Source organism: Roseateles rivi, from assembly GCF_043555845.1.
Classification (GTDB): Bacteria; Pseudomonadota; Gammaproteobacteria; order Burkholderiales; family Burkholderiaceae_C; genus Roseateles; species Roseateles rivi.
Map to the genome: position 1 here is coordinate 249,134 of NZ_JBIGHZ010000006.1, position 24,684 is coordinate 273,817.

At 66.8% G+C, this 24,684-nt stretch carries 21 protein-coding genes and 1 riboswitch; of the genes, 10 read left to right on the plus strand and 11 right to left on the minus strand.

From position 1 onward, the window contains the following. The first annotated feature begins 8 nt into the window (after window positions 1–8). Together ACG0Z6_RS16205 and ACG0Z6_RS16210 are read left to right on the plus strand one after the other, a co-directional pair. On the plus strand, window positions 9–1,880 hold the full coding sequence (locus ACG0Z6_RS16205) for a chorismate-binding protein (protein WP_394463309.1): 1,872 nt from the start codon (window positions 9–11) through the stop codon (window positions 1,878–1,880). Between the two features lie 93 nt (window positions 1,881–1,973). Beyond that, window positions 1,974–4,424, plus strand: coding sequence for a hypothetical protein (locus ACG0Z6_RS16210; RefSeq protein WP_394463311.1), 2,451 nt, complete (start codon window positions 1,974–1,976; stop codon window positions 4,422–4,424). A gap of 7 nt (window positions 4,425–4,431) precedes the next feature. Here the strand turns inward: ACG0Z6_RS16210 and ACG0Z6_RS16215 are convergent, their stop codons facing one another. The 3 genes from ACG0Z6_RS16215 to ACG0Z6_RS16225 all read right to left on the minus strand — a co-directional run bounded on the left by ACG0Z6_RS16215 (window position 4,432) and on the right by ACG0Z6_RS16225 (window position 6,886). Further along, a complete protein-coding gene (locus ACG0Z6_RS16215; protein ID WP_394463313.1) occupies window positions 4,432–5,382 on the minus strand; it encodes a DUF2628 domain-containing protein in 951 nt (316 codons plus the stop codon). A 168-nt stretch (window positions 5,383–5,550) separates the two neighbouring features. Next, on the minus strand, window positions 5,551–6,057 hold the full coding sequence (locus ACG0Z6_RS16220) for a dihydrofolate reductase (protein ID WP_394463315.1): 507 nt from the start codon (window positions 6,055–6,057) through the stop codon (window positions 5,551–5,553). A gap of 10 nt (window positions 6,058–6,067) precedes the next feature. Beyond that, on the minus strand, window positions 6,068–6,886 hold the full coding sequence (locus ACG0Z6_RS16225) for a thymidylate synthase (RefSeq protein ID WP_394463316.1): 819 nt from the start codon (window positions 6,884–6,886) through the stop codon (window positions 6,068–6,070). Between the two features lie 497 nt (window positions 6,887–7,383). On the opposite strand from ACG0Z6_RS16225, the gene ACG0Z6_RS16230 reads away from it, so the two are divergent. Next, window positions 7,384–7,971 (plus strand): nucleotidyl cyclase domain-containing protein, encoded by a 588-nt coding sequence (locus tag ACG0Z6_RS16230; protein ID WP_394463318.1) that lies wholly within the window; start codon window positions 7,384–7,386, stop codon window positions 7,969–7,971. A gap of 7 nt (window positions 7,972–7,978) precedes the next feature. Here the strand turns inward: ACG0Z6_RS16230 and miaA are convergent, their stop codons facing one another. The 3 genes from miaA to mutL are packed head-to-tail and all read right to left on the minus strand — an operon-like array spanning window position 7,979 to window position 12,211. Next, window positions 7,979–8,929, minus strand: coding sequence for a tRNA (adenosine(37)-N6)-dimethylallyltransferase MiaA (miaA, locus tag ACG0Z6_RS16235; RefSeq protein WP_394463320.1), 951 nt, complete (start codon window positions 8,927–8,929; stop codon window positions 7,979–7,981). After that, complete coding sequence (locus ACG0Z6_RS16240) at window positions 8,926–10,242, minus strand: pseudouridine synthase (protein WP_394463322.1); 1,317 nt, start codon at window positions 10,240–10,242, stop codon at window positions 8,926–8,928. Before ACG0Z6_RS16240 ends, miaA begins: the two co-directional genes overlap by 4 nt. A gap of 43 nt (window positions 10,243–10,285) precedes the next feature. After that, the gene (gene mutL / locus ACG0Z6_RS16245) at window positions 10,286–12,211 is read right to left on the minus strand and encodes a DNA mismatch repair endonuclease MutL (protein WP_394463324.1); all 1,926 of its coding nucleotides are present in this window, start codon (window positions 12,209–12,211) and stop codon (window positions 10,286–10,288) included. 140 nt (window positions 12,212–12,351) lie between these two features. Here mutL and ACG0Z6_RS16250 point away from each other — a divergent pair, with 140 nt between their 5' ends. Further along, window positions 12,352–13,617 (plus strand): MFS transporter, encoded by a 1,266-nt coding sequence (locus ACG0Z6_RS16250; RefSeq protein ID WP_394463325.1) that lies wholly within the window; start codon window positions 12,352–12,354, stop codon window positions 13,615–13,617. Between the two features lie 9 nt (window positions 13,618–13,626). Further along, window positions 13,627–14,286, plus strand: coding sequence for a DedA family protein (locus ACG0Z6_RS16255; protein WP_394463327.1), 660 nt, complete (start codon window positions 13,627–13,629; stop codon window positions 14,284–14,286). A 30-nt stretch (window positions 14,287–14,316) separates the two neighbouring features. Here ACG0Z6_RS16255 and ACG0Z6_RS16260 read toward each other — a convergent pair whose 3' ends face one another. Both ACG0Z6_RS16260 and tsaE read right to left on the minus strand, forming a co-directional pair. Beyond that, a complete protein-coding gene (locus ACG0Z6_RS16260; RefSeq protein ID WP_394463329.1) occupies window positions 14,317–15,759 on the minus strand; it encodes an N-acetylmuramoyl-L-alanine amidase in 1,443 nt (480 codons plus the stop codon). Next, on the minus strand, window positions 15,756–16,292 hold the full coding sequence (gene tsaE, locus ACG0Z6_RS16265; protein ID WP_394463331.1) for a tRNA (adenosine(37)-N6)-threonylcarbamoyltransferase complex ATPase subunit type 1 TsaE: 537 nt from the start codon (window positions 16,290–16,292) through the stop codon (window positions 15,756–15,758). The genes ACG0Z6_RS16260 and tsaE overlap by 4 nt, the downstream gene beginning before the upstream one ends. 94 nt (window positions 16,293–16,386) lie before the next feature. On the opposite strand from tsaE, the gene queG reads away from it, so the two are divergent. Genes queG through ACG0Z6_RS16280 form a run of 3 tightly spaced genes read left to right on the plus strand, consistent with a single transcriptional unit; the run spans window position 16,387 to window position 19,056 of the window. After that, entirely contained in the window at window positions 16,387–17,481 is a 1,095-nt protein-coding gene (gene queG / locus ACG0Z6_RS16270; RefSeq protein ID WP_394463398.1) for a tRNA epoxyqueuosine(34) reductase QueG, read from the plus strand. A 3-nt stretch (window positions 17,482–17,484) separates the two neighbouring features. Beyond that, the gene (xerD, locus tag ACG0Z6_RS16275) at window positions 17,485–18,432 is read left to right on the plus strand and encodes a site-specific tyrosine recombinase XerD (protein WP_394463333.1); all 948 of its coding nucleotides are present in this window, start codon (window positions 17,485–17,487) and stop codon (window positions 18,430–18,432) included. A 24-nt stretch (window positions 18,433–18,456) separates the two neighbouring features. Then, window positions 18,457–19,056 (plus strand): MarC family protein, encoded by a 600-nt coding sequence (locus ACG0Z6_RS16280; protein ID WP_394463335.1) that lies wholly within the window; start codon window positions 18,457–18,459, stop codon window positions 19,054–19,056. Between the two features lie 17 nt (window positions 19,057–19,073). On the opposite strand, the gene nrdR is transcribed toward ACG0Z6_RS16280, so the two are convergent. The 3 genes from nrdR to ACG0Z6_RS16295 all read right to left on the minus strand — a co-directional run bounded on the left by nrdR (window position 19,074) and on the right by ACG0Z6_RS16295 (window position 21,948). Further along, window positions 19,074–19,517 (minus strand): transcriptional regulator NrdR, encoded by a 444-nt coding sequence (nrdR, locus tag ACG0Z6_RS16285; protein ID WP_394463337.1) that lies wholly within the window; start codon window positions 19,515–19,517, stop codon window positions 19,074–19,076. Window positions 19,518–19,538: 21 nt separating this feature from the next. Then, entirely contained in the window at window positions 19,539–20,789 is a 1,251-nt protein-coding gene (gene glyA, locus ACG0Z6_RS16290; RefSeq protein ID WP_394463339.1) for a serine hydroxymethyltransferase, read from the minus strand. Between the two features lie 59 nt (window positions 20,790–20,848). Further along, window positions 20,849–20,970: riboswitch (ZMP/ZTP riboswitch) on the minus strand. A gap of 57 nt (window positions 20,971–21,027) precedes the next feature. After that, on the minus strand, window positions 21,028–21,948 hold the full coding sequence (locus ACG0Z6_RS16295) for a lytic transglycosylase domain-containing protein (protein WP_394463341.1): 921 nt from the start codon (window positions 21,946–21,948) through the stop codon (window positions 21,028–21,030). Window positions 21,949–22,265: 317 nt separating this feature from the next. Here ACG0Z6_RS16295 and ubiD point away from each other — a divergent pair, with 317 nt between their 5' ends. Together ubiD and msrA are read left to right on the plus strand one after the other, a co-directional pair. Beyond that, window positions 22,266–23,819: a 4-hydroxy-3-polyprenylbenzoate decarboxylase gene (gene ubiD, locus ACG0Z6_RS16300; protein ID WP_394463343.1), complete on the plus strand. Its 1,554-nt coding sequence runs from the start codon at window positions 22,266–22,268 to the stop codon at window positions 23,817–23,819. 264 nt (window positions 23,820–24,083) lie between these two features. Next, complete coding sequence (msrA, locus tag ACG0Z6_RS16305; RefSeq protein ID WP_394463345.1) at window positions 24,084–24,680, plus strand: peptide-methionine (S)-S-oxide reductase MsrA; 597 nt, start codon at window positions 24,084–24,086, stop codon at window positions 24,678–24,680. The last annotated feature ends 4 nt before the right edge of the window (window positions 24,681–24,684 follow it).

Genomic DNA, 24,684 nt, shown 5'->3' on the forward strand with positions numbered 1-24,684 from the left:
GCGTGGTCGTGGGCGCATTGCCTGTTTCGCCCACGCTGTGGGCGGCGTTTGATTTCCCGCTGCACCCGCTGTCGCGGGAAGATGGTCAGCGTCTGCGCGGCACCTTCTGGCAGCCTGCGGCCCAGCAGCTGTGCGCCTGGGATGCGCAGAGTCTGCGCACCGTGCTGCAGCAAGCCCATGCCGCGGCGCTGGCCGGGGCCTGGGTGCTGGGAGGGCTGCGCTACGAGGCCGCCGCGGCGCTGGACCCAAGCCTGAGCACCCATCCCGCGCCGGCCACCGTGCCGCTGGCGGAATTTCACATCTGGACTGAGGCCCCGGCGCCCTGGCCCGAGCCTGGCCCCACGCCTGCGCCGGGCTGCGGCGACTGGCTGCCCACGGAGCCTGAGGCCCAGTCCGCCAGCGCGATAGAGCGCATTCGCGACTACATCCGCGCGGGCGACTGCTACCAAATCAACCTCACCACGCGGCTGCAGGCCCAGCAACCGGTTGAGGCGCTGGATGCCCTGTTTTGGGCGCTGCGTGCGGCCCAGCCCGGCGGGTTTGCGCTCTACCTGCGGGGCATGCGCTCGGGCGATGTGGCCAGCGTCTCGCCCGAGCTCTTTTTCGACTGGCGACCGCTGCCCGCACAAACCACGGCGGGCGACACTCCCTGGTTGCTGGCCGCGCAGCCCATGAAGGGCACGGCGCCGCGTGGCGCTGATGCCGCCGCCGACGAGGCCGCGCAGCAATACCTGCACACCAGCGCGAAAGAGCGGGCCGAGAACCTCATGATCGTGGACTTGCTGCGCAACGACTTGTCGCGCGTGGCGCGCACAGGCACGGTGCGGGTGCCGCGCCTGTTTGAGCTGCACGCCCTGAGCACTGTGTGGCAGATGACCTCCACCGTCACGGCCTTGTCGCGCCCAGGTCTGGGCTTGGACGAGGTGATGGCCGCGCTCTTTCCCTGCGGCTCGGTGACGGGCGCACCCAAGCGCCGCGCCATGCAAGTCATCACCGAACTCGAAACCCAAGCGCGGGGCTGGTACTGTGGCGCTCTAGGTCTGATGCAGCCCGGCGGCGCGCTCACCTTCAACGTGCCTATACGCACCGTGCAAGCACAGCCCGAACAAGCGGCGCTGTGCGGCATTGGCAGCGGCATCACGCTTGACTCCGAACCCAGCGCGGAGCTGGCGGAATGGCGCGCCAAAGCGCGCTTTTTGTGGCGCGCCCAAGCCCCGGTGGCGGCGCTGGAAACCCTGCGCCTGCAAGACGGCGTGTTTCAACGCGAGGCCCGCCACCGCGCACGCATGCAGCGCTGCGCGCGTCAGTTCGGTCTGCCCTGGTCAGACACTGCCTGGCGCAGCCAGCTGCAGTCGCTGGTCGCAGCGCACCCGCAAGGGGCCTGGCGCGTGCGCTTGACGCTCAACGCCCAGGGCCTCTGGTCCAGCCAGGCCACAGCACTGCAGGAGTGGCCCGAGACCGTGCCCGTGGCCCTGTGCGATCAGCGCCTGGACACCCAGGGCGCGGCCGCTGAATTTGTGCGCCACAAGACCACGCGGCGCGAGCATTACGAGCAGCGCTTGCAGCACAAGCCCGCGCAAGCGCTGGATGTGCTGCTGGTCAACGCGCAAGGCGAGTTGACCGAGGGCTGTTTGACCAATCTTGCCCTCTGTATTGACGGACAATGGCTCACCCCGCCACTGAGCGCTGGCCTGCTGGCCGGTGTGATGCGGCAAGAGCTGCTGGAACAAGGGCGCATCCTCGAACAGGTCTTACGCCCCCAGGACTTGCAGCGCGCCAGCGCGATGGCTGTTTTCAACAGCGTGCGCGGCTGGTGCAAGGCGCAGCTTGTTGACACAGCACCAACCCAGAATTCCCCAGCAAGCGGCCCAAGCCGCTGACACCCATTTCCACCCAGCCGCCCACCGGCGCTTTGCCTTGTGCAGGAGCCCCATGCCGGTACGTGCGTGCTGCGACCCCGACCGCATTTACCCATGAGTCAAACCTCCAAAAATTCCGCCTCAGCACTGGCTGAGGGCGACGAAGCCGCCGCAGCGCCCGCGCCCACCAAACGCCGCCGCAGCAGTAGCAAGCCCAAGCCTGCCCAAGCCGCGCCCGTGCAGGAAGTGGCAGCCGACGCTGCACCCGCCGTGCCGCCCAAGCCCCGGCGCAAACGCCCGACCCAAAGCGTTGAAGCCGCGCAAGCTGTTGAAACCGCGCCTGAACCCCATGCTGAGGCCCAGCCTGCTGAAGCAGCCAAAGCGCCCGCACGCCGCCGCCGCAAGTCAGCGGACCCGGCCACAGCTGCCGAACCAAACCCTGATAGCGCTGCGCCCCAAGATGCAGCGCCTGCGCCCGCAGCCCCCAGCGCACGCCAAAAGCGCCGTGCCCGCAGCGAAGCCACGCAGGCCGTGTTAGCGGCTCTGGCGGGTGAGGCCGCGGCCATGGTGGCTGCGGCCCAGGCCGCTCAAGCCGAAGCCTTGGCGAAAGCCCAAGCTCAAACCGATGGTGCCCCCGAGCCCAGCCCCCTTGCCGCACCAAGCAATGACCAGGCCGAAGCAGCAGCCCCCCGCGAAGCCTTGCCGCTGCCAGAGGCCCCGCGCTTTGAACGCTTGCTCTCGGAAGAAGACCAGAGCTTGAGCCTGCCCGAGCGCGTGTTCACCAGCCACCGCTTGCGCGCCCTGGGTGCTGCGGCGGCTGGCGTGGTGACGGTACAGCTGATGGGACAGCACGCCTGGCGCTGCGACTGCGCTGACTTCCAAGCCCAAGGCCAGTGCGAGCATGGTGCTGCTTTGCTGGCCTTGCTCAGCCCCGACGAGCAAACCACCCTGGACGAGGGCTGGCCCGGCGCCGCGGCCGAGCTGTGGCTGCGCCCCGGCCCAGTGCGCCAGTTGCAATGGGTGGCTGGGCGCGACCTGCCCGAAGCGCTGCAAGCCCAAGCCCAAGCGGCCTTGGATGAAGCGCAGCGCTGCGACGCCGAATGGGCCTTCCCCTGGCTGCAGGAGCTGCTGCAAACAGCCCATGCGCTGGGCGTGCTGGTGCGCGTCGAGCCCGCGGTGTGGGCGCAGCTGGCCTGGTCGCGCGACACCGCTGCGCGTGCCGCCAAGCTTGAACAAGCCTTGGAGCAAGACCCGCAGTGGCAAGCCCCTTTGCATGGCTTGCAAGACGCCGTGCCCGTCTACCAGTGGGAAGCCGCGCAGTTTGCCGTGGCCGCAGGGCGCGCCTTGCTGGCCGACGATTTGGGCCTGGGCCAACGCCCCGCAGCCCTGGCGGCCGCCACGCTGTGGACGCGGCTCTTCGGTCTGGAGGGCATTTGGATCGTGGCTCCCGCTGCTGCTCATGCCGCATGGCAGCGCGACATGCAGCGCTGGTGGGGCGACCAAGCGCCCACCCACCAGCTGCTGAGCGAACTGCCCGCTGCTGGCACGGCTGAGGCACCGATGCTGCTGATTGTGGACAGTCCCGAGTTGTTCGCACCCGCACAGCGCGAGGCCCTGCGCCAGCTGGAGGTGCCCCACCTCATGCTGCTGGCCGCGCAGGACCCGCTGGGCAAGCCCGAGCTGGCCGATTGGGTGCAGTGGCTGGACCACGCCAAGCGCGGCCCCTGGGCACGCTTGCAGGCGCTGGAGGCCAACGCTGGCAAGCGAGCTCAGCGCGAGGCGCTGGAGACCGTGCTGCTGACCCGCCCCCGGCGCGAGTTGGTGGCGCAGCTGCCCGCGCAAATCACCCAGCAGCGCTGGCTCAAGCTCCCGGCCAAGCATGTGGAAATGCCAGCAGCGGCCCTGGCACAGCTGCGCCTGCTGGCCGCACGCTGGCAGCAAAGCGGCTGGCTGGACAGCGCCCAACAGCGCCAGTTGCTCGATGCGCTCTCGCTGCTGCCACCGTCCTCACGCCAAGTGCTGGCCGCCAAGGCTCAAGCCCTGGCCGAGCTGCACGGCGAGTGCTTCAACAGCCCCGTGCCCATGGCCGCGCGGCTGCTGGTCTGCGCCCGCTCTGAAACGCTGCTCGACAGCCTGGCTGCCGCGGCTGCGCTGCGTGCTTGTGCGCCGCTGCGCCTGGCCCCTGGCGCCAGCGCCGCCCAGCTGGAAGAGCTGCTGCAGCTCTGGCGCGCCCAGCCCAAGCGCCCGCTCTTGCTCAGCGACGCAGCCTTGCAGCGCCATGCTCAGGCCGTGCGTGCCGTGGGTGTGGGTGCCATGGGGGCAGCCCTCGCGCTGGTGCACGCCGATCAGCCTTGGTCTGCCGCGCAGCTGGAGCAGCGCGCCGAGGCCGCTGCTGGTGCACAGCGCGGCTTGCCGGTGCTGCGCATCTTGGTGGCAGATTCGCTGGACGAGCGGCTGCACGACGGCGCGCTGGCCATGCCGCAGTGGCTGGATGAACCCACGCCCTGGCTGGACGAAGCTCAACTCGCCACCCTCATGCCTGCGCTGGCGCCCTTGCTGGCGTGAGCTTGCTTCAGCGGCAGGCCGCGGGCAGCAGCGACTCTTCAATATCCGGTGAGTGGCACAGCAGCGCGGTGTTGGGGCCACCCGGCACGGGCTGCACATACAGGTGCCCGCGGCCGGGCAGCTCCAGCGTCAACTCGCCGCTGTAAGGATCTAGGCGCCGCACGCGTACCTCTTTGGGCCAACCTGTCGGCAGCGGCAGTTGATCCAGGGCCCCGGGTGCGGCCAGCGCCTTGGCATCCAGCAAGGCCTTGCTCAGTAGTGCCGGCGCCAAGGCACGCGCTGCGGTCAAGTCGTCGCGGTCCTTGTGGCGCAGCTGTGCGCTGTGCCATTCCGCCGCGACCCCCACCAACACGCACAGCGAGAGGCAGACTCCCACCGCTACACCAATGTTCGTACCGCCGCGCCGTGCCAGCGCATTGATGGCGCCATGGCGGCGCAGCTGGCGCTGTTCCTCGGCCCGTATGCAAGCGCGACCATGCCAGTAGTAGCAGCGGTAGGCCAGCAGACCAGGCAGCACCACGGTGGCCAAACCCAGCGCCAAGCCCACACCCAGCACCGCCGTCTGACCCTGATGGTGGCTCCACCACCATGCCAAGCCTCCCAATACCACCACAAGCATCAGCGCATAGGCCAAAGCCTGCCACCACAGCTTGCGGTAGAGCAGCCAGGGCAAGGTGGCCAAACTCGCTGGCCAATGCCAACGCCAAGCGCTTTGCCTCTCGTGGAAGCTGCGCATGGCTTGCAGGTAGGACTCCGTATTTTGCGAGCCAACCAACGCACGCCAGGCCTGCACGTCAAATTCCAGTGTCTGAGCCGCAGCGGCTCTGGCCTTGGCAGCCTGCTGCATGAGCAGCGCTGCGTTGGAGCCCGCCAGCGGTAGCACAGCCATGGTGTCGGCCCAGGCATTGGGCTCAGCCGCTTGCGCGCCGACATTGGGCGCCTGGCGCAGCGCAAGCACGGGTGCGCCACATTGGGCACACTGTTGGGCAGGCCAAGCAGTGCTGGTTCCGCAACGCGGGCAGCCAATCATGCGGGGAGGGTTAGAGATCGTCATCGCAGATTTGGAAGGGTTTTGCGGCAGGACCGGACAAGGCTTGAGGCAAAGACAGAAGGGGGCTGCGCGATTTCAGACTTTGCGGTGGTAGCGTACAAAATCGTAGCCCCAGCCGTGCCCCCGGTCTGCGGGGCTGTGCTGGCGTTGACGGCTGACCTCGCGCCACTGCTGAGGGTCTACGGCCGGGAAGTGCGCATCAGCCGGGAACTCAGCGTCAATCTCGGTCAGTTCCAGCACTTGCGCCAGCTCCATCGCCTGAGCATAGATCTGTGCGCCGCCGATCACAAAGACCTGTGCATCGTCCTCGCAGGCGGCCAGCGCTTCGTCCAGCGAGGTAAACACCTCTGCACCAGGCAGGCTCAGGCCTGTTTGACGTGACAGCACCACATTGCGCCGCTGCGGCAAGGGGCGAAAACGCTCGGGCAGCGAGTCCCAGGTGCGCCGCCCCATGATGACGGTGTGCCCCAGGGTCAGGGCTTTGAAGCGCGCCATGTCTTCGGGCAGGCGCACCAGCAGCTCGTTGTCGCGGCCAATGCCGCGGGCGCGGTCCAGCGCAGCAATCAGGGTCAGGATGCTCACGGCTGCCCCCTCACACCGCCACCGGCGCTTTGATGAGCGGGTGATGTTGGTAGTCCTGCAGCACAAAGTCTTCCAGCTCGTAGTCGAAGATGGAGGCCGGACGGCGTGCCAGTGTCATGGTGGGGTAGGGGTAGGGCTGGCGCGAGAGCTGGGTTTGCACCTGCTCAAGGTGGTTGCTGTAGATGTGGCAGTCGCCGCCGGTCCAGATGAATTCGCCCGGCTCCAGATCGCATTGCTGAGCCAACATCAGGGTCAGCAGCGCGTAGCTGGCGATGTTGAAGGGCACGCCCAAAAAGATGTCGGCGCTGCGCTGGTAGAGCTGGCAGGACAAGCGGCCCTGGGCCACATAGAACTGGAAGAAAGCGTGGCAGGGCATGAGGGCCATCTGGTCGAGCTCGGCCACATTCCAGGCCGAGACGATGATGCGCCGCGAATCGGGCTGCTCGCGCAGCTGCTGCACCACTTGCGCGATCTGGTCGATGTGCGTGCCATCGGCCTTAGGCCAGGAGCGCCATTGCACGCCGTAGACCGGGCCCAGGCTGCCGTCGCTGCGGGCCCATTCGTCCCAGATGGTGCAGCCGCGCTCTTGCAGCCACTTCACGTTGCTGTCGCCGCGCAAAAACCACAGCAGCTCCAGGACGATGGACTTGAGGTGCACCTTTTTGGTGGTGACCAGAGGAAAGCCCTCGCTCAAGTCAAAACGCATTTGGTGCCCAAACACCGAGCGCGTGCCTGTGCCCGTGCGGTCGGTTTTGTTCACGCCCTGCTCGTAGACGTGGCGCATGAAGTCTTCGAATTGGTGGCGCACAGGGCGTTGTGGGGTGGTCATGGGCAGGGCGGATGAACGTGTGGCGGCAGTGCAAAACTGCACATAAGCTGCCCATTCTAGGTGGGGGCGTCGCCCCCTTGACGGCGCTCACCAGCGCTTGATGCCCCTGCACGAGGGCGCACAGTGTGACTGGCGTCGCGCACCCAGGGCATGTGTCACACCGCAACCCGGATAAGGGGGAGCCACCGGCGGTCTTCTGTGCTGCAATCTGTCTGCATTTCGCAGCACCAGCCTCAATTCCTTGCACCATGTCTGCCTCCGCCAGACCCTCCTCGGTCCATTCCATGACCACAGCCTCTGAGCCTTCGGCGGGTGACGCCTTGGCAGCGCAGGGCAAGGCTGGCGCCTTGGGTTCGACGCCGGGGCCAGATGCTCTGGCGCCTGAACTTGGGGTGGCGCAGAGCACTCACATCGGTTGGGTCGCCAAACTTTGGCGGGCTTTGCGACATGGCCTTGCCGCATGCCTGCCCAAGCGTGGCGGGATGCAGGACCAGGCTTTGGGCTCGTCTTCAGCGGTGCCGCTGGCCCAAGAGCCTGCGGTGCTGGACCTCAGCCCAGCGCAGCTGCTGGCCTTGCTGGCGCGGGAAGCCGCGCGCGCCTCGCGCTATGGCGGTGGTGGCGCCTTGCTGCTGCTGGAGTTGGACATGCATGCCTCGCGCCATGAGCACCCCGAGACCTGGGCGCGCACGGCGGCCTTGATCCCGGGTTTGTTGCAGCGCCAGTTGCGCGGGGCAGACCAATGCTGCGTGCTGGCGGCTGACCAATACGCCTGTTATTTGCCGCAGACCGACGCGCTGGGCGCCATTGACGCGGCCGACCGTTTGCGCGACGCGGTGGCACAGCTCGAAGCCAGCCCGCTGCAGCTCAGTGCCAGCGTGGGTGTGGCGATTTGGTCAGAGCGCGGCTATCCGGCGCTGGCCCAGTCCGATGCAGGGCGCAGCGGCCCCAGCACCGATGTGGAAGACCAAGTGGCGGCCCAGCAGCTGTGGGCGCGGGTGCAGCAGTCCCTGGTGCTGGCGCGAGCTGCCGGGCGCAACTGCGTGCGCGCCATCAGCAGCACGCGCGCAGGCAGCCGCGGGCGCTAGTCGCGCTTTACACCTGCGCCAGCAGCGCGCGCCAACTCTGCGGGTCTTGGGCATTGAGCACTTGACGCTGCGGCATGCTGCGCAGCCAGGTGATTTGACGCTTGGCCAGCTGGCGCGTTGCGGCAATGCCGCGCTCGCGCAGCTGCGCCAGATGCAACGGCTCGGTCTCCAGCGCCTCCCAAGCCTGGCGGTAGCCTACGCAGCGCATGGCCGGCAGCTCGGGCCGCAAGTCGCCACGCGCGCGCAGGGTGCGCACTTCGTCCAGCAAACCGGCTTCCAGCATCTGATCAAAACGCTGGGCCAAGCGAGCATGCAGCCAAGCGCGGCCCGCAGGGGTGTCGGGCGGCTCCAGAGACCACAGCGGCCAGTGCGCACCGGGGCCTTCCAGCGCCGGCTGCTCGGCCAGCAGTTCAGACATGGGGCGCTGCGCCAGCAGGCAAACCTCCAGCGCGCGCTGAACGCGCTGCGCATCCAGGGGCGCCAAGCGCGCAGCCGTGGCGGGGTCCAGCGTGGCCAGCCAAGCGTGCATGGCTGGCCAGCCCTCACGCGCGGCGCGGGCGTCCAACTCCTGGCGCAACTCGGGGTCGGCCTGCGGCAGGGGCGAGAGCCCTTCTCGGAGCGCCTTGATGTAGAGCATGGTGCCGCCCACGAGCAGCGGGCGCGCACCGCGCGCCTGAATGGCGGGCACCAGCGCGGCCACATCGCGCAGCAGCTGTGCGGCGCTGTAGGCCTCGGTGGGCTCGATGATGTCGATGAGGTGGTGCGGCACGGCGGCCAGCTCAACGGCACTGGGCTTGGCCGTGCCGATGTCCATGCCGCGGTAGACCAGGGCGGAGTCGACGCTGATGATCTCCACGCGGCAGTGCTGCGCCAGCGCCAGGGCCGCGGCGGTTTTGCCGCAGCCCGTGGGGCCCACCAGACACAGAGGTTGCAGCGCGGCGAGGTCTGCCGTGCTCAATCGAAACGCTCCCACGGCGCCAGGTAGCGCCACTGGCCTGGCGGCAAGGCCCCCAAGGGAATGCGGCCGATGCGCACGCGCTTGAGCGCCAGCACCTTCAGCCCCACCAGCTCGCACATGCGGCGGATCTGTCGCTTGCGCCCCTCGCGCAGCACAAAGCGCAGCTGGTCTTCATTGGCCCAGGAGACTTTGGCGGGGCGCAGCTTCACGCCGTCCAGTTCCAGCCCGTGGTTGAGCAGGCGCAGGGTTTGCGGCGGCATTTGGTGTTGAGCCGGGCTGCCGTCGTCGTTGTGCGCCGGGGCCACACGCACCAAATACTCTTTTTCAACCGGCGAGTCTTCGCCGATCAAGGCCTTGGCCACGCGCCCGTCTTGCGTGAGCACGAGCAGGCCCGTGGAGTCGATATCAAGGCGCCCCGCAGGCGCCAGACCGCGCCCATGGCCAGGCGCCCATTGCAGACCCGAGGCGTCTTCGCCCCAGTGGTTGGCGGCTTGCACCAGCACTGAAGCAGGCTCGTAGCCGTCTTCAGCCTGGCCGGAGACATAGCCAATGGGCTTGTGCAGCAAGATGGTGACGCGCTGCGCCTGCTGTTGGCGCGCAGCGGGGTCGATGTCAATGCGCACATCGGGCAGCACGCGCTGGCCCAGCTCGGCCATGCGCCCGTTCACACGCACCCAGCCCGCGGCAATCCATTCATCCGCCTCACGCCGTGAGGCCAAGCCCAACTCGCTCATGCGCTTGGAGAGGCGCTCGCCCTGGGCGCTGGGCGCCGCGGCGGGGCGCTGCTGGGGCGCGCGCTCGCTCCAGCCAGCGGGCTCGCGTGTGGGGTTGGCGGGGTGGCGCGGCCCCGGCCCCGACCCATTGCCAGGTCCTTGAGGGCGTGCGCCGCGCGGCTCATAGCGCTCTTGCCGATCCTGCGGTCCGCGCTGCTCCCGCCAGGGGGCGGCGTTGTCGTCCCTGCGCCGGGGCGCTTCGCCGCGTGGGTCAAAGCGTTGCGGCTGGGCGCGGCCTGTGTCGCGCCCATGGGAGTGGTCTGCTGATCGGTCAAAGGGACGATCCAGGGGGCGATCCATGGGACGGTCTGAGCGTCGATCTCCCGGGCGGCCGCCGCCGCGAGGTGGCGCATCGTCACGGTAGCGCGGCGCTGGCCCTTGCGCTTCGCGCTGCAGGCGCTGGGCGCGTTCAGCCCGCTCGGCTTGGGCTTGCTCCAGCGTCTGGCGGGGGCGAGCCACGCCTTTGCCACGCAGCGGCGCTCGGTCGGAGCTGCTCTTGCGTGCGGCAGGCGCTTTGTTTTTGAGGGTGATGGTGGCCATACAGCAATGAATCCGGCAAGGGGCGAGGGCGGCGCGAGAGGCTTTAGCGGCCGCGCAAAAAGAGTTGGTCCAGCTCACGCATGGTGAGCTGACGCCAGGTGGGGCGGCCATGGTTGCACTGGTCGGCGCGTTCCGTGCGTTCCATGTCGCGCAGCAGCGCGTTCATTTCGTCCAGGGTGAGTTGGCGGTTGGCGCGCACCGCGCCGTGGCAGGCCATGGTGGCCAGGATTTCATGCTGAGCGCGCTCCACCGCGTGGCTGGCGTCGTATTGGGCCAGCTCGGCCAGCACGCTGCGTGCCAGCGCGGTGACGTCGCCGCCGCTGAGCAGCGCCGGGCGCTCGCGTACGGCCAAGACCTTGGCCGACAGCGGCGCAATGTCCAGCCCCAGCCGGCGCAGGGTGTCGGTGTGGGCTTCAGCCGTGGCGATTTCGGTGGGCGTGGCCGCAAAGGTCACGGGAATGAGCAGGGGCTGGGCCTCAATCAAACCCGGACCACCCGCAGCAGCGCGCTGCGCCAGCGCGGTTTTGAGCCGCTCGTAGACCACGCGCTCATGGGCCGCGTGCATGTCCACGATGATCAGCCCGTGGCGGTTCTCCGCCAGGATGTAAACGCCTTGCACCTGGGCCAGGGCGCGGCCCAGCGGCCACTGGCCGGGGTCCTCGCTCGCCACGGGCGCTGTGCGGGGCTGGGTGGCTTCAGCCGGGGTGTAGAGCACGCGAGCCTGTTCCAGCGCCAGACCGACCTGGGCGCTGTTGGGCGTGGGCGGCCGCCAGCTGCTGGGGGCGGCCGCTTCGGCGGCGTGCCAGGTGGGTTCGGGTGCGCGCTGGGCGACGGGGTGCTCCCAGGCCGGCAGGCCGTGGCGCTCCAGCTTGTGCGGTGCCACGCGGGCGGGGGCTTGCAGTGCGTCCTCGGCACTCGTGTCCCGGGCCTCGTCGGGCTGCACGCGCGAGGCGGCCAGCGCCTGCTGCACGCCGCGGCGCACTTGCTGGTGCACCTCGCGCCCATCGCGAAAGCGCACCTCAATCTTGGTGGGGTGAACGTTGACATCCACCAGCTCCGGCGCGATGTCGATGAACAGCACATAGCTGGGCTGGCGGCTGCCGTGGAGCTGGTCGTCAAAAGCGCTGCGTATGGCGTGGGCGATGAGCTTGTCGCGCACATAGCGGCCATTGACGTAGACGTACTGCATGTCCGCGCGGCTGCGTGCGGCTTCGGGCAGGCCCACGCGGCCGTGGATGCGCAGCGGGCCAGCGCTGTGTTCCAGCGCGCGGCTGTGGGCAATGAAGTCCTCACCCAGCACCTCGGCCATGCGCTGGCTGCTGCTGGCCGCGCGCCATTGCTCCAGCAGCTTGCCCTCGTGCCACACGGCAAAGCCCACATCGGGCCGAGCCAGGGCATGGCGGCGCAAGGCCTCAAGGCAGTGCGCCAGCTCGGTGGCCTCAGTCTTCAGAAATTTGCGGCGCGCGGGGGTGTTGAAAAAGAGTTCGCGCACTTCCACGCTGGTGCCGCGAGCGCGTGCTGCGGGCACGAGTTCGCCGCTGCGCGCATCGAGCCGCCAGGCGTGGGGTGCGTCGCCCAGGCGCGAGGCCAGGCTCAATTCGGCCACAGCACTCAGCGCGGCCAGCGCCTCACCTCGAAAGCCCATGGTGGCCACGGACTCCAGCTCGTCGAGGTTGCGAATCTTGCTGGTGGCGTGGCGCTTGAGAGCCAGCGGCAGCTCTTCCTTGGGAATGCCGCAGCCGTCGTCCTCCACCACCAGGGCACGCACGCCGCCTGCGGTGAGCTTGAGTTGAATTTGCGTGGCACCGGCGTCCAGCGCGTTGTCCACCAGCTCGCGCACGGCCGAGGCTGGGCGCTCCACCACCTCGCCTGCGGCAATTTGGCTGATCAGCTCATCAGGCAGCTCTTGAATGCTGCGGCGCGTCTGCCCCGAAACGTCAGGGAAGGAGGAGGGCGAGGGGGAGGACATACGCCCTCGATTGTAGTGACGGGGCTGCCAGCGCGGGGGCTCGGCCATTGATTCCCCGCCCAGCGTGCTTTGTCGCATGTGTCGCGGGCGTGACGCAGTGCCGTGCTACCGTGCCCGCACACCGCCACCACTGCCAAACCATGAGCCCTGTTGCCCAGCGCCTGCGCGCCCATTTGCCACCCACGCCACTGCGTCAACTCCTGCATGTGGAAGCTTGGGCGGCGCTGGGGGGCTGGATTGATTTTTTGGCCATTCTGGGGCTGGCCGTGTGGCAGTTCCAAGCCGGTGCGCAAGGGCTGGTGATGATTTCCGTGTGCATGCTGCTGCCAGGCATCGTGGCGTCGCGCTGGGTGGGGCGTTGGTGCGACGCCGGGCACGCCCGCGCACTGCTGCGCACTTCGCTGTGGCTGCGCGGGGCCATGACGCTGGGCTTGCTGGTCTGCACGCAGTTTGATGTGTTCCTGGTGCTGCTGGCCCTGCGCTCGCTGCTGTTTTCGGTCTACCAGCCCGCCATTCAAGTGATGGGGGTGCGCACCGTGCCTGTGGCGCTGCGCGACCGCTTTCAGGCCCAGCTCACGCTGGTGATGAGCACAGCCAAGGTTTTGGCGCCCTTGCTCGGTGCGGCCTGTGCGGCCCTGTGGGGCGAGCGCTGGGCCTTGCTCTTGGCCGCGCTTGCCAGCGGCATGGCGCTGCTGGCCCTGCGCAGCGTGCCGCAGCAGGAGGCTGAGCCCGCGCCTGCCCAATCACAGCCACACCCCACAGCGCCCGCCATAGCCACGGCGCAGCAAAGTGGCAGCGCCAAGCCGGTGCTGGCCTCGGGCAGCTTGCTGGCCCTGCTGTGGATGGTGGGCACGGAGTGGATGGCAGCGGCGGTTTACAACAACCTCAGTCCCGCAGTGCTGCACAAGGCGGGGCTGGGCTCGCATTGGCTGGGCATCGTGGCCGGTGTCTCGGGGCTGGGCAATGTGCTGGCCAGCGCCTGGATGGTGCGGCGGCGCAAAGTGGCCCAGGGCTGGATGTCGCTGGCCTTGCCCGCGGCTTGGGTCGGCGTTTGCACGCTGGGCTATGGCGCCATGTTCACTTGGGACAGCCCCCACATGCGCTGGGGCTTGCTGTTTTGGGCGGTCTTGAGCTCCATGGGTATGGCGACCTATCTCATCGCTCAAAACCGCTTCATGGTGCAGCATCACGCGCCGCAGCTGGGGCGGGCCAGCGCAGCCGTGCAGGCCACGCAAAACAGCTGCCTGCTGCTGGGGCCGTTTGCGGGTGCCTGGGTGTTCAGCCAGCACGGCACTCTGGCGCTCTACATGGCTTCAAGCTTGGTGATTGCGGTCGGGCTGGTCTTGCTGCCGCTGGTGCTGAGGCTGTGCCAGCGGCAAGAGCGCGTGGATGGGCTGCCCGCATAATCGTGCGCCATGGAAATCCTTAGCTTCTTGATCGACTTCATCCTGCACGTGGACCGGCACATTGCCGAGTTCGTGGCCCTCTATGGCTTGTGGGTGTATGCGCTTTTGTTCGCCATCGTCTTCGTGGAAACAGGTTTGGTGGTGATGCCTTTTCTGCCCGGCGACTCGCTGCTGTTCGTGGTGGGCGCGCTGTGCGGCGCACAGGTCATGAACCTGCCCCTGGCTTTGGTCGTGCTCGTGGTGGCGGCCATCTTGGGCGACCAGAGCAACTACAGCATTGGTCGCTACTTTGGACCCAAGGTGTTTCGCTGGGAGAACTCGCGCTTTTTCAACAAAGCCGCGTTTGACTCAGCCCACACCTTTTACGAGCGCCATGGCGGCATCACCATCGTGATTGCGCGCTTCATGCCCTTCATCCGCACCTTCGCGCCCTTTGTGGCGGGTGTGGCGGCCATGTCGCGCTCGCGCTTCACGGCTTACAACGTGGGCGGTGCGCTGCTGTGGGTGGTGGGCGTGACGGGTGCGGGCTATCTGTTTGGCAACATCCCCTGGGTGCAAACCCACCTGAGCAAGATCATCTGGGCCATGATCATCTTGCCCGGCTTGGTGGCCTTGTATGGCGGCTGGCGCGCCTCGCGCCAAAGCGCAGACCTCAACGCAGCGGGCTGAGGCCCGGCCAAGGCGCAGCCCGGCACGCGCTCAAAGCGTGCGGCTGCGCTGAGCCAGCGGCGGGTTTTTGGCGAAGTAGCGGGCAATGCCCGTGGCCACGGCCTGCACCAGGCGGTCTTGGAAGTCGTCGTCGCGCAGCTTGGCTTCTTCGTCGGGGTTGGAGATGAAGGCCGTCTCCACCAGGATGGAAGGGATGTCCGGCGCTTTGAGCACGGCAAAGCCCGCTTGCTCCACCTGGCGTTTGTGCAATCGCCCGACACGGCCGATTTGCTGCAACACTTCGCTTCCGAGCTTGAGGCTGTCTTTGATTTGCGCCGCGGTGCTCATCTCCAGCATGGCACGCATCACTTGTGCGTCCCCGACCTTGGCCAGGTTCACGCCACCAATGGCATCGGCGTCGTTTTCCTTTTGCGCCATCCAACGCGCCGCCGCTGAACTGGCCCCAGAGGTGGACAGCGCATAAACCGAACCACCCCGCGCCTGCGGGTTGGTGAAGGCATCGGCGTGGATGGACACCAGCAAGTCCGCCTGCACGCGCTGTGCCTTGCGCACGCGCTCGTGCAGGGGCACGAAGTAGTCGCCATCGCGGGTCATGAGCACACGGATATTGGGGTTGGCGTTGAGCCGCTCCCGCAGCTTGAGGCCGATCTCCAGCACCACGTCTTTTTCCCTCAAGCCCGTGGGCCCGATGGCACCGGGGTCTTCTCCGCCATGACCGGGGTCGATGGCAATGACGATGAGCCGGTTGAGCGCATTTGCACTGGTGTGCGGTGCGGGCTTAGGCGGCGGCGGCGCGGGTGTTTGCGCTGGCGGCAGAGGTGCCGCGCTGGCCGCGGTGCTGGCCACCACCGCGGCGCCAGAGGCAGCAGCAGGAGCGATCACGCTGGTGGGGCGCTCGATCTTGCCGATGAGCTCGCCCAGCGCGTCCTGCACCGACTGCGCGGCGGCTTGTTCGGCCGCTTCTTTCTCGCGCAGCAGTTCCAGCAAGGGGTCCCGCGCCTGGGCAGGGTAGAGGTCAAACACCAGCCGGTTTTTGTAGCTGGCCACCGGGGCAATGGTGAAGATTTGCGGCGCCACTTCCTGCTTGAGGTCCAGCACGATGCGCACCACGCGCGGTTGGTACTGGCCCACGCGCACGCCGGCAATATAGGGGTCGTCGGGCTTGATCTTGGCCAGCAGCTCGCGCAAGCCCGGGCTCAGCTCTAGGTTGTCGATGTCGATGACCAAGCGCTGCGGCGCGGGCACCATTTGATGGCGCGCCTGCAGAGGCTGATCGGACTCCAGCGTCACCCGCGTGTAGTCCGCCGCGGGCCAGACCCGCACAGCGACGATGCTCACGCCCGCCCAGCCCGGGCGCAGCACCGGCAGCGTGAGCACGAGTGCGCCCATGCGCAGCAGCGCGCGGCGGCGTGCGCGGGTCGGGTCAGTGTCCACATCGGGCGTGGCGGGCGGGCGCGGTGCGTTGCCGCTCATAACGGGGGCTCCTGTGGGTCTGAGGGGGGTGTGGCGTAGCGGCTGAGCAAAGCCTCCAGCTGCGCCAGCACCTGCTGGCCCTGGGCGCTGTGGGCTTGCAGGCGCACGAGGCGGGCATCGTTGAGGTCCAGCGTGAGCACGAGCTTCAGGTCTGGCGTGGGCAGCACACCGGCAGCTTTTTGCGGCCACTCGCACAGCTTCAGGCCCGGGGCGGCGAAGATGTCGCGAAAGCCGGCGTCTTCCCACTCGCGCGGGTCGCTGAAGCGGTAGAAGTCAAAGTGGTGGGCGCTCAAGCCCTGCAGCAGCGGCGGCTGGTAGGGCTCCACCACCGCGTAGCTGGGGCTTTTGATGCGGCCTTGCACGCCCAGGGCGCGCAAGAGGTGGCGCACAAAAGTTGTTTTACCGGCACCCAGCTCGCCATGCAGCTCTATGCTGAGGTTCTGCAGCTGCGGGCACTGTGCCAGAGCCTGCGCAAAGTGCGCGCAAGCCTCTTCATCGGGCCAGAGATGGTGTTGGGTTTCTAAAATCGTCAATGTGAATCTTTCCAACAAACAACCTGCTTCGTCCGCCAGCACCGCCACGCCGTCCGCACCTGCCCCTTTGGACGCGAGCGCCTTGCTGCGCGAGGTGCAGCGCTGGGCACACGAGCTGGGATTTTCTCAGATTGGCGTGGCGGATATTGACCTCAGCAGCGCAGAACCCGGCTTGCAGGCCTGGCTGGAAGCGGGTTTCCACGGTCAGATGCACTACATGGCTGCGCATGGCATGAAGCGCGCGCGGCCCGCCGAGCTGGTGCCAGGCACCGTCAGCGTGCTGACCGCACGCATGGACTACCTGCCCAGCAACACCCCCGCTGACTGGCAAGCGCGCGAGTGGGCCGCGCTGGACGACCCAGCGCGGGCGCAGATCTCGCTCTACGCCCGGGGGCGGGACTATCACAAGGTGCTGCGCCAGCGCCTGCAACAGCTGGCCGAGCGTCTGGCCCAGACCGTGGGGCCGCTGGGGTTTCGCGTATTCACAGATTCAGCGCCGGTGCTGGAAGTCGAACTGGCCAGCCGCAGCGGCCAGGGCTGGCGGGGTAAACACACGCTGACCCTCTCACGCGAGGGTGGCTCCATGTTCTTTCTGGGCGAGATTTACCTTGATCTCCCGCTTCCACCCACACCCGCAGCACCGGCCCACTGCGGGCAGTGCCGCGCCTGTGTGGACGTCTGCCCCACGCAAGCCATCGTGGCGCCGTACCGACTCGACGCCCGGCGCTGCATCTCCTACCTGACCATCGAGCACGACGGGCCCATCCCCGAAGCGCTGCGCCCGGCCCTGGGCAACCGCATCTATGGCTGCGACGACTGCCAGCTGGCCTGCCCCTGGAACAAGTTTGCAAAAGTCAGCCGCCTGCCTGATTTTGACGAGCGAGCGCCGCTGGGTCAGGCCCACTTGCTGTCCCTTTGGACCTGGGACGAGGCCGAGTTTTTGCGCCGCACTGAGGGCTCCGCCATCCGGCGTATTGGCCATGCCCGCTGGCAACGCAATCTGGCCGTGGCCATGGGCAATGCCCTGGCCGCTAAGGGGGCTGCGGCTTTGAGTGCGGCAGAGCAAGCGCGCATCGTCTGCGCCCTAGAGCAGCGCCTGCCCAGCGCCGAGGCCCTGCTGGCCGAGCACATCAGCTGGGCCTTGGCACAGCACGGCGGGCCCGCAGCGCGCAGTGCTGACAATCGCTAATCCATGACCGCACCAACAGCTCCACCGCAGCCGCCCCAGCCCTGCCAAAACACCTTGCAGCGCAGCCGCGAGGGCATTGCGCTCTTCGTGCAGTCCCTGTGGGTGGAGGAGGGCCTCAGCCGCAACACCCAGCAAGCCTATGGCCGTGACCTCACGCTGCTGGCCCACTGGCTGGCCTGCCAGCAAGCGCCCAGCGTGCTGGATGCCTGCAGCGAAACGCAGCTCATGGCCTACGCCAGCCACCGCCATGCCAGCAGCAAAGCCACCAGCGCCAACCGGCGGCTGTCGGTCTTCAAGCGCTACTTCCGCTGGGCGCTGCGCGAGCGCCGCGTGCAGGCCGACCCCACGCTGCGCATGGTGGCCGGCCGCCAAGCCCTGCGCCACCCCAAGACACTGACCGAAGCGCAAGTCGAAGCCTTGCTCAATGCCCCCGATGTGCTCACCGCGCTGGGCCTGCGCGACCGCGCCATGCTGGAGCTCATGTACGCCAGTGGGTTGCGGGTGAGCGAGCTCGTCGAGCTGCGCAGCGTGCAGCTGGGCTGGAACGAGGGCGTGCTCAACATCACCGGCAAGGGCGATAAACAACGCCTGGTGCCTTTTGGCGAAGCCGCGCGCGAGTGGCTGGGGCGCTACATCCAACAAGCGCGCAGCGAACTGGCAGGTGGGCGCTCGCCCGAAGCGCTGTTCCTGACGCGCGCCGGAGCGGCCATGTCACGCCAGATGTTTTGGAAGCTGGTCAAGAAGTACGCGCAGCTTGCCGGCGTGAGCGCACCGCTGTCGCCGCACACGCTGCGTCACGCCTTTGCCACGCATTTGCTCAACCACGGCGCCGATTTGCGCGTGGTGCAGCTGCTGCTGGGGCACGCTGATTTGTCGACCACGCAGATCTACACCCATGTGGCACGTGAACGTTTACGCCAACTGCATGAGCAGCATCACCCCCGCGCATGAGCCTATACCGGCAAAATGCCCGGTATGGATCACACCTTTGTTTCCGCACTCATCCTGCTGCTCTTGGTCTTAGACCCGCTGGGCAGTCTTCCCATCTTCATTCCCATCATGCGCGGTGTGCCCAAGGAGCGCCGCGCCCGTGTGGCCCTGCGCGAAGTCAGCATTGCTTTCTTTGTGCTGCTGGCCTTTATGTTCCTGGGCGACGTATTCCTGGAGACCATGCACCTGTCAGAGCGCTCGCTCGAAGTCGCAGGTGGGGTGATTCTGCTCATCATCGCCATCCGCATGATCTTCTCCACGAGCAGCGATAGCGCCTATGGTGCTGAGCCCGGCAAAGAACCGCTCATCTTCCCCTTGGCCGTGCCCCTGCTGGCGGGCCCATCGGCCATGGCCACGGTGCTGCTGCTGTCCTCGCGCCAGCCCGAACGCATCTGGGACTGGATTGGCGCGCTGCTGGCAGCCATGGTGATCTCAGGTGTGGTGCTGGTCATGGCTGACCGCATCCGCAAGCTGCTCGGGGACTCGGTGGTCTCTGCGCTTGAAAAGCTCATGGGCCTGGTGCTGACGGCCATTGCCTGCGAGATGGTGCTCGCCGGCCTCAAGCGCTACTTTGTGGGCATTTAGCCCGCTAGTCGTCTGGGTCAGATGTCGCGGATGAGTTTTCGGAACTCATCCACGTCTTCAAAGCTGCGGTAGACCGAGGCAAAGCGCACATAGGCCACTTTGTCGATGCGCTTGAGCTCGCGCATCACCAGCTCGCCGAGCTTGGTGGTGGCCACTTCGCGCTCGCCGCTGTTGAGCAGCTTTTCCTGGATGCGCTCCATGGCGCCATCGACTTGCTCGATGGACACGGGCCGCTTGCGCAGCGCCAGCGTCATGGACGCGCGCAGCTTGCTCAGGTCCATCTCGGCACGCGTGCCGTCTTTTTTCACCACCGCAGGCAGTGCGATGTCAGAGCGCTCGTACGTGGTGAAGCGCTTGTCGCAGCCCTGGCAGCGCCGCCGCCGCCGCACCACGTCCCCCTCGTCGGACTCGCGAGTTTCGACAACCTGGGTTTCGTGGTGGGCGCAAAACGGGCAGCGCATAAGGGCTGGGGCTGGGCCTGATCAGCGGTAGACCGGGAAGCGGCGGGTCAGCGCCGCCACCTTCTCGCGCACGGTGGCCAAGTTGGCCTCGTCATGAGGCTTGTCCAGCACGTCGGCAATCAGGTGCGCGGTGGCCCGCACTTCCTCTTCCTTGAAACCACGCGTCGTCATGGCCGGTGTGCCCAGACGGATGCCGCTGGTGACCATGGGCTTTTGCGGGTCGTTGGGAATGCCGTTCTTGTTGCAGGTCATGTGGGCTGCACCCAGAATCGCCTCGGCTTCCTTACCGGTCAGGCCCTTGGGGCGCAGATCAACCAACATCACATGGCTTTGCGAGCCGCCCGAGACGATGCGCAGGCCGCGCTCGATGAGCGTCTCAGCCAGCACCTTGGCGTTCTTCACCACCTGGGTTTGGTAAGCCTTGAACTCGGGGCTCAGCGCTTCTTTGAAGGCCACGGCCTTGCCCGCGATGACGTGCATCAGCGGGCCGCCCTGGATGCCCGGGAAGATGGCGGAGTTGACCTTCTTGGCGATGTCTTCGTTGTTCGTCAAGATGATGCCGCCACGCGGGCCGCGCAGGCTCTTGTGCGTGGTGGAAGTCACCACATCGGCGTGGGGCACCGGGTTGGGGTAGACGCCCGCGGCAATCAGGCCCGCGTAGTGGGCCATGTCCACCATGAAGTAGGCACCGATTTCCTTGGCCACCTTGGCAAAACGCTCGAAATCAATGTGCAGCGAGTAGGCCGAAGCACCCGCGATGATGAGCTTGGGCTTGTGCTCACGAGCGATGCGCTCCATCGCGTCGTAATCGATTTCTTCCTTCTCGTTCAGGCCGTAGGAGACGACCTTGAACCACTTGCCCGACATGTTCAGCGCCATGCCGTGGGTGAGGTGGCCGCCTTCGGCCAGGCTCATGCCCATGATGGTGTCGCCGGGCTGCAGCAGGGCGAAGAACACACCCTGGTTGGCTTGCGAGCCGCTGTTGGGCTGCACGTTGGCGAACTGGGCGCCGTAGAGCTGCTTGAGGCGGTCGATGGCCAGCTGCTCTACCACGTCGACGTTTTCACAGCCGCCGTAATAGCGCTTGCCGGGGTAGCCTTCGGCGTATTTGTTGGTGAGCTGGCTGCCTTGGGCCTGCATCACAGCGGGCGAGGTGTAGTTTTCAGAGGCGATCAGCTCGATGTGATCTTCCTGCCGCTGGTTTTCTGACTGGATGGCAGTCCACAGTTCGGGGTCGACGTTGGCAAGGATAGAGGTGTTGCGGTCAAACATGATGTGTCAGCACTCAAGTGACGCCGGGCCGCTGCCGTCCCAACAAAAGTCGAGCAGATGTCGGCGGCCCAGGCGAACGGCAAGGTTCGAACCTGCGGTAGGCGGGCCCGGTTGCGCTTCCCGGTGGTGGCCCACCTTGAGCTGAGAACGTCAGCCCTGATCGCCAGTTGCGCAACCAAGCCAGTGTAGCGGCTGCCTGAGGCCCAACCGTGGCAGGGCGTGCGGGAGACGGACGGTTTCAGCGAATCGAGGCGATTTGCTCGGTGCCTGCCGCTTGTGTGGTCGAGGGCAGGGCGGCTGTGGGCATGGAGGCAGGCGTGCCGGGGTTGGCCGGCGACGCTGCATTGGCCGGCGGCGTGGCTGCAGGCGCCGCAGCGGGGGTGGGCGAGGTCAGCGGGGGATTCAAACCAGCCGCTGCTGCGCGGAACAGCTCCTGCTCGGCCAGCACCTTGGCGGTATAGCCCGCGTCGTCGGGCAAATTGGCGGCTCCCACGTAGTAGCGCAGCCCCTCTTCCAGGCTGCCCGCGCGCTGAATGCACTCCTTGAGCACCTGCACGCCCACGCGCAAATTCGTCACAGGGTCAAAAGCAGCCAGCTGTCCGCCAAAGGCCTGGTATTTATCGTCATGCACACGCGTCATCACCTGCATGAGCCCCTGTGCACCCACAGGACTTTGTGCAAAGGGGTTGAAGCCCGACTCGATGGCCATGATGGCCAGAATCAGCGAAGGCTCCAGGCGTGCGCGCTGCCCCACATCCCAGGCCTCTTTGACCAAGCGGGCCACAGGCTCTGGCGCCACGCGGTATTTGCGCGAGATGTATTGCGTCAGCAAGGACTGCTGGCGCGTGAGTGCCTTGGGGTCGGCTGCCGTGGCGCGGGACACGGCCTCGGGTTCCGCCAGCACGCCCAGGAAGTCCCCAGTCACTTCGGCACGGGCTTCATGGCGCTGGTTCAACCAGCCCAGCACTTCGCGCTCCACCTCCTGGCGCAGTGAGGCTTGGCTCACCACCAAAAGGGCCAAGCCCAACACAGCCAAACCCACCAGGGCCAGGGTGTTGTGGCTCACGATCAGCAGACCGTGCGCAATATCGCGCCCCACCAGCAATACAACGCGATGCGTGTGCTCAACCAGGGAGCGCAGGTTCTGACGTGCAGTCATCCAACTCCTTTCATGCGCAGGCTTGGCCGCGGGCTGCCAATTGCAGCGGGGGCGAAGCCTGGCGTCGATAATGCTCTGTGCAGTTCCAACAAGCCTTCAGCAAGGCAGAGGTTTGCGGCGCTGCTTCAGGCTGGGTCCTCTTTGGGCCAGCGTCCTGCAAGGAACCGGCGGTCGGTCGGGTCTTGGTGCCCGCGGCCGCACAGATGAGTGTTTTTGAGCCAGCGCCCTAGCTCTTGGGGGGCGCGGCAAATCCGGCATTCTAGGGATCAAAAATAACCAGTCAAGCTGATAGCCTGGCTGGCAAATTACTTCAAGTTATGAAATACAGGGACTTGCGCGAGTTCATCAGCGGGCTGGAAGCACAGGGCGAGCTGCGACGCATCAGCGAACCCGTCTCCGTGGTCTTGGACATGACCGCTTTGTCCGACAAGGTGTTGCGGGCACAGGGCCCGGCGCTGCTGTTTGAGCGCCCCATGCCGCAGCAACGGCCTGTACTGGCCAATCTATTCGGTACACCGCGCCGTGTGGCGCTGGGCATGGGCGCCGAGTCGGTGGGCGAGCTGCGCGATGTAGGGCGGCTGCTGGCCAGCCTCAAAGAGCCCGAGCCGCCGCGCGGGCTCAAAGACACCGGCCGCTTGCTGCACATGGCCAAGGCTCTGTGGGACATGAAGCCTGCCAAGGTGCGCTCAGCCCCTTGCCAGGAAGAGGTCTTGAATGGCAACGAGGTCGACCTGCACGCCTTGCCCATTCAGCACTGCTGGCCGGGCGATGTGGCGCCGCTGCTCACATGGGGTCTGGTGGTCACACGCGGACCGCAGAGCGTGGCCGCACCGCGTGCGCGCCAGAACCTGGGGATTTACCGCCAGCAGCTCATCGGCAAGCGCCAGCTCATCATGCGCTGGCTGGCGCACCGTGGCGGGGCCTTGGACTTCAGAGACTTCGCCCTGGCCAACCCGGGTCAGCCTTTCCCCATTGCCGTGGCGCTGGGGGCCGACCCAGCCACCATTCTTGGCGCCGTCACACCCGTGCCCGACAGCCTCTCGGAATACCAATTCGCGGGCTTGCTGCGCGGCTCACGCACCGAGGTGGTAGACACCCAGGTGGGCGAGGGCGGTGTGCTGCTGCAAGTACCGGCCTCGGCAGAGATGGTGCTGGAAGGCCATATTCCGCCCGCCGCGCCCGGGTTCGAGGGCTTGAGCGAAGACGGCGTGCCGCTCAAAGAGAAGGGCGGCTATTTGCACGCCCTCGAAGGCCCCTATGGCGACCACACGGGCTACTACAACGAGCAAGACTGGTTCCCGGTCTTCGAGGTGCAACGCCTGACCCAGCGGCGCAACGCCATCTACCACTCCACCTACACGGGCAAACCACCGGACGAGCCCGCCGTGCTGGGCGTGGCGCTGAACGAAGTCTTCATCCCCATTCTGCAAAAGCAGTTCCCCGAGATCGTCGACTTCTACCTGCCTCCCGAAGGCTGCAGCTACCGCATGGCGGTGATCTCCATCAAGAAGGCCTACCCCGGCCACGCCAAGCGTTTGATGTTTGGGCTGTGGAGCTATTTGCGGCAGTTCATGTACACCAAGTTCATCGTGGTCGTGGACGAGGATGTGAATGTGCGCGACTGGCAAGAAGTGATCTGGGCCATCACCACGCGCATGGACCCCGTGCGCGACACCACCTTGGTGGAAAACACGCCCATCGACTACCTGGACTTTGCCTCGCCCGTGAGCGGTCTGGGAGGCAAGATGGGCTTGGATGCCACCAACAAATGGCCCGGCGAGACGCAGCGCGAGTGGGGCCGAGTGATCGACATGCCCGCCGATGTGAAAGCCCGCACACAAGCGCTGTATGAACGCATTTTTGGTGCTTGATGCTTGAGCTCGGAGCTTGATTCGCAGCGGCTGAGCGCCTATTCTTTCATTGCCTCTACAGGCACACTCGATTGCGCAGTCGCTGCGCAAGCCGCCTGATCCCGGCAGGGCCGGATCCGGCGCCGCTGCGGGCCCCAGTGCCGCAGCCGCCCCCAGGGAGGGACTGCAAACCACCCTGGGGGTTTCTCATGTGCGGGTGGCGCAATGGGCTTTGCTGAAGCCCGGCCCATAATCAGGCCACCCCAGCCTCTGCAGGCCCAGCACATGAACGAAAACTCCCCCTCGGCCACGCCCATTGGGCTGCCCGCCACAGCCCCCAGCACAGAAGCCCTCATCACACTGGGGGGCGGTTGTTTCTGGTGTCTTGAGGCCGTGTTCGAACGGGTTCGGGGCGTGCTGGATGTGGAGTCCGGCTACTGCAACGGGCAAACCCCGTCGCCCAGTTACGAGCAAGTGTGCTCAGGCCAGACCGGCCACGCCGAAGTGGTGCGCGTGCGCTTTGACCCGGCACAAGTCAGCCTGCAGGAGCTGCTGGCGGTGTTTTTCGCCATCCACGACCCCACCTCGCTGAACCGCCAGGGGGCCGATGTGGGCACGCAATACCGTTCAGGCATTTACACCCACAGCCCCGAACAAGAGGCGCTGGCACGTGAGGTGCTGGCCCAAGCGCAGAGCGCGCTGGGCGGCCGCGTGGTCACCGAGCTGCTGCCCGAGCGCAACTACCACCCCGCCGAGGCCTACCACCGGCACTACTTCGCCCGCAACCCGGAGCAGGGCTATTGCGTGTTCGTGGTGGCGGCCAAGGTCAAGAAATTCGAGGCCGCCTTTCAGCGCCTGATGCGCGAGTCGCAATCCCGCTAGGCCC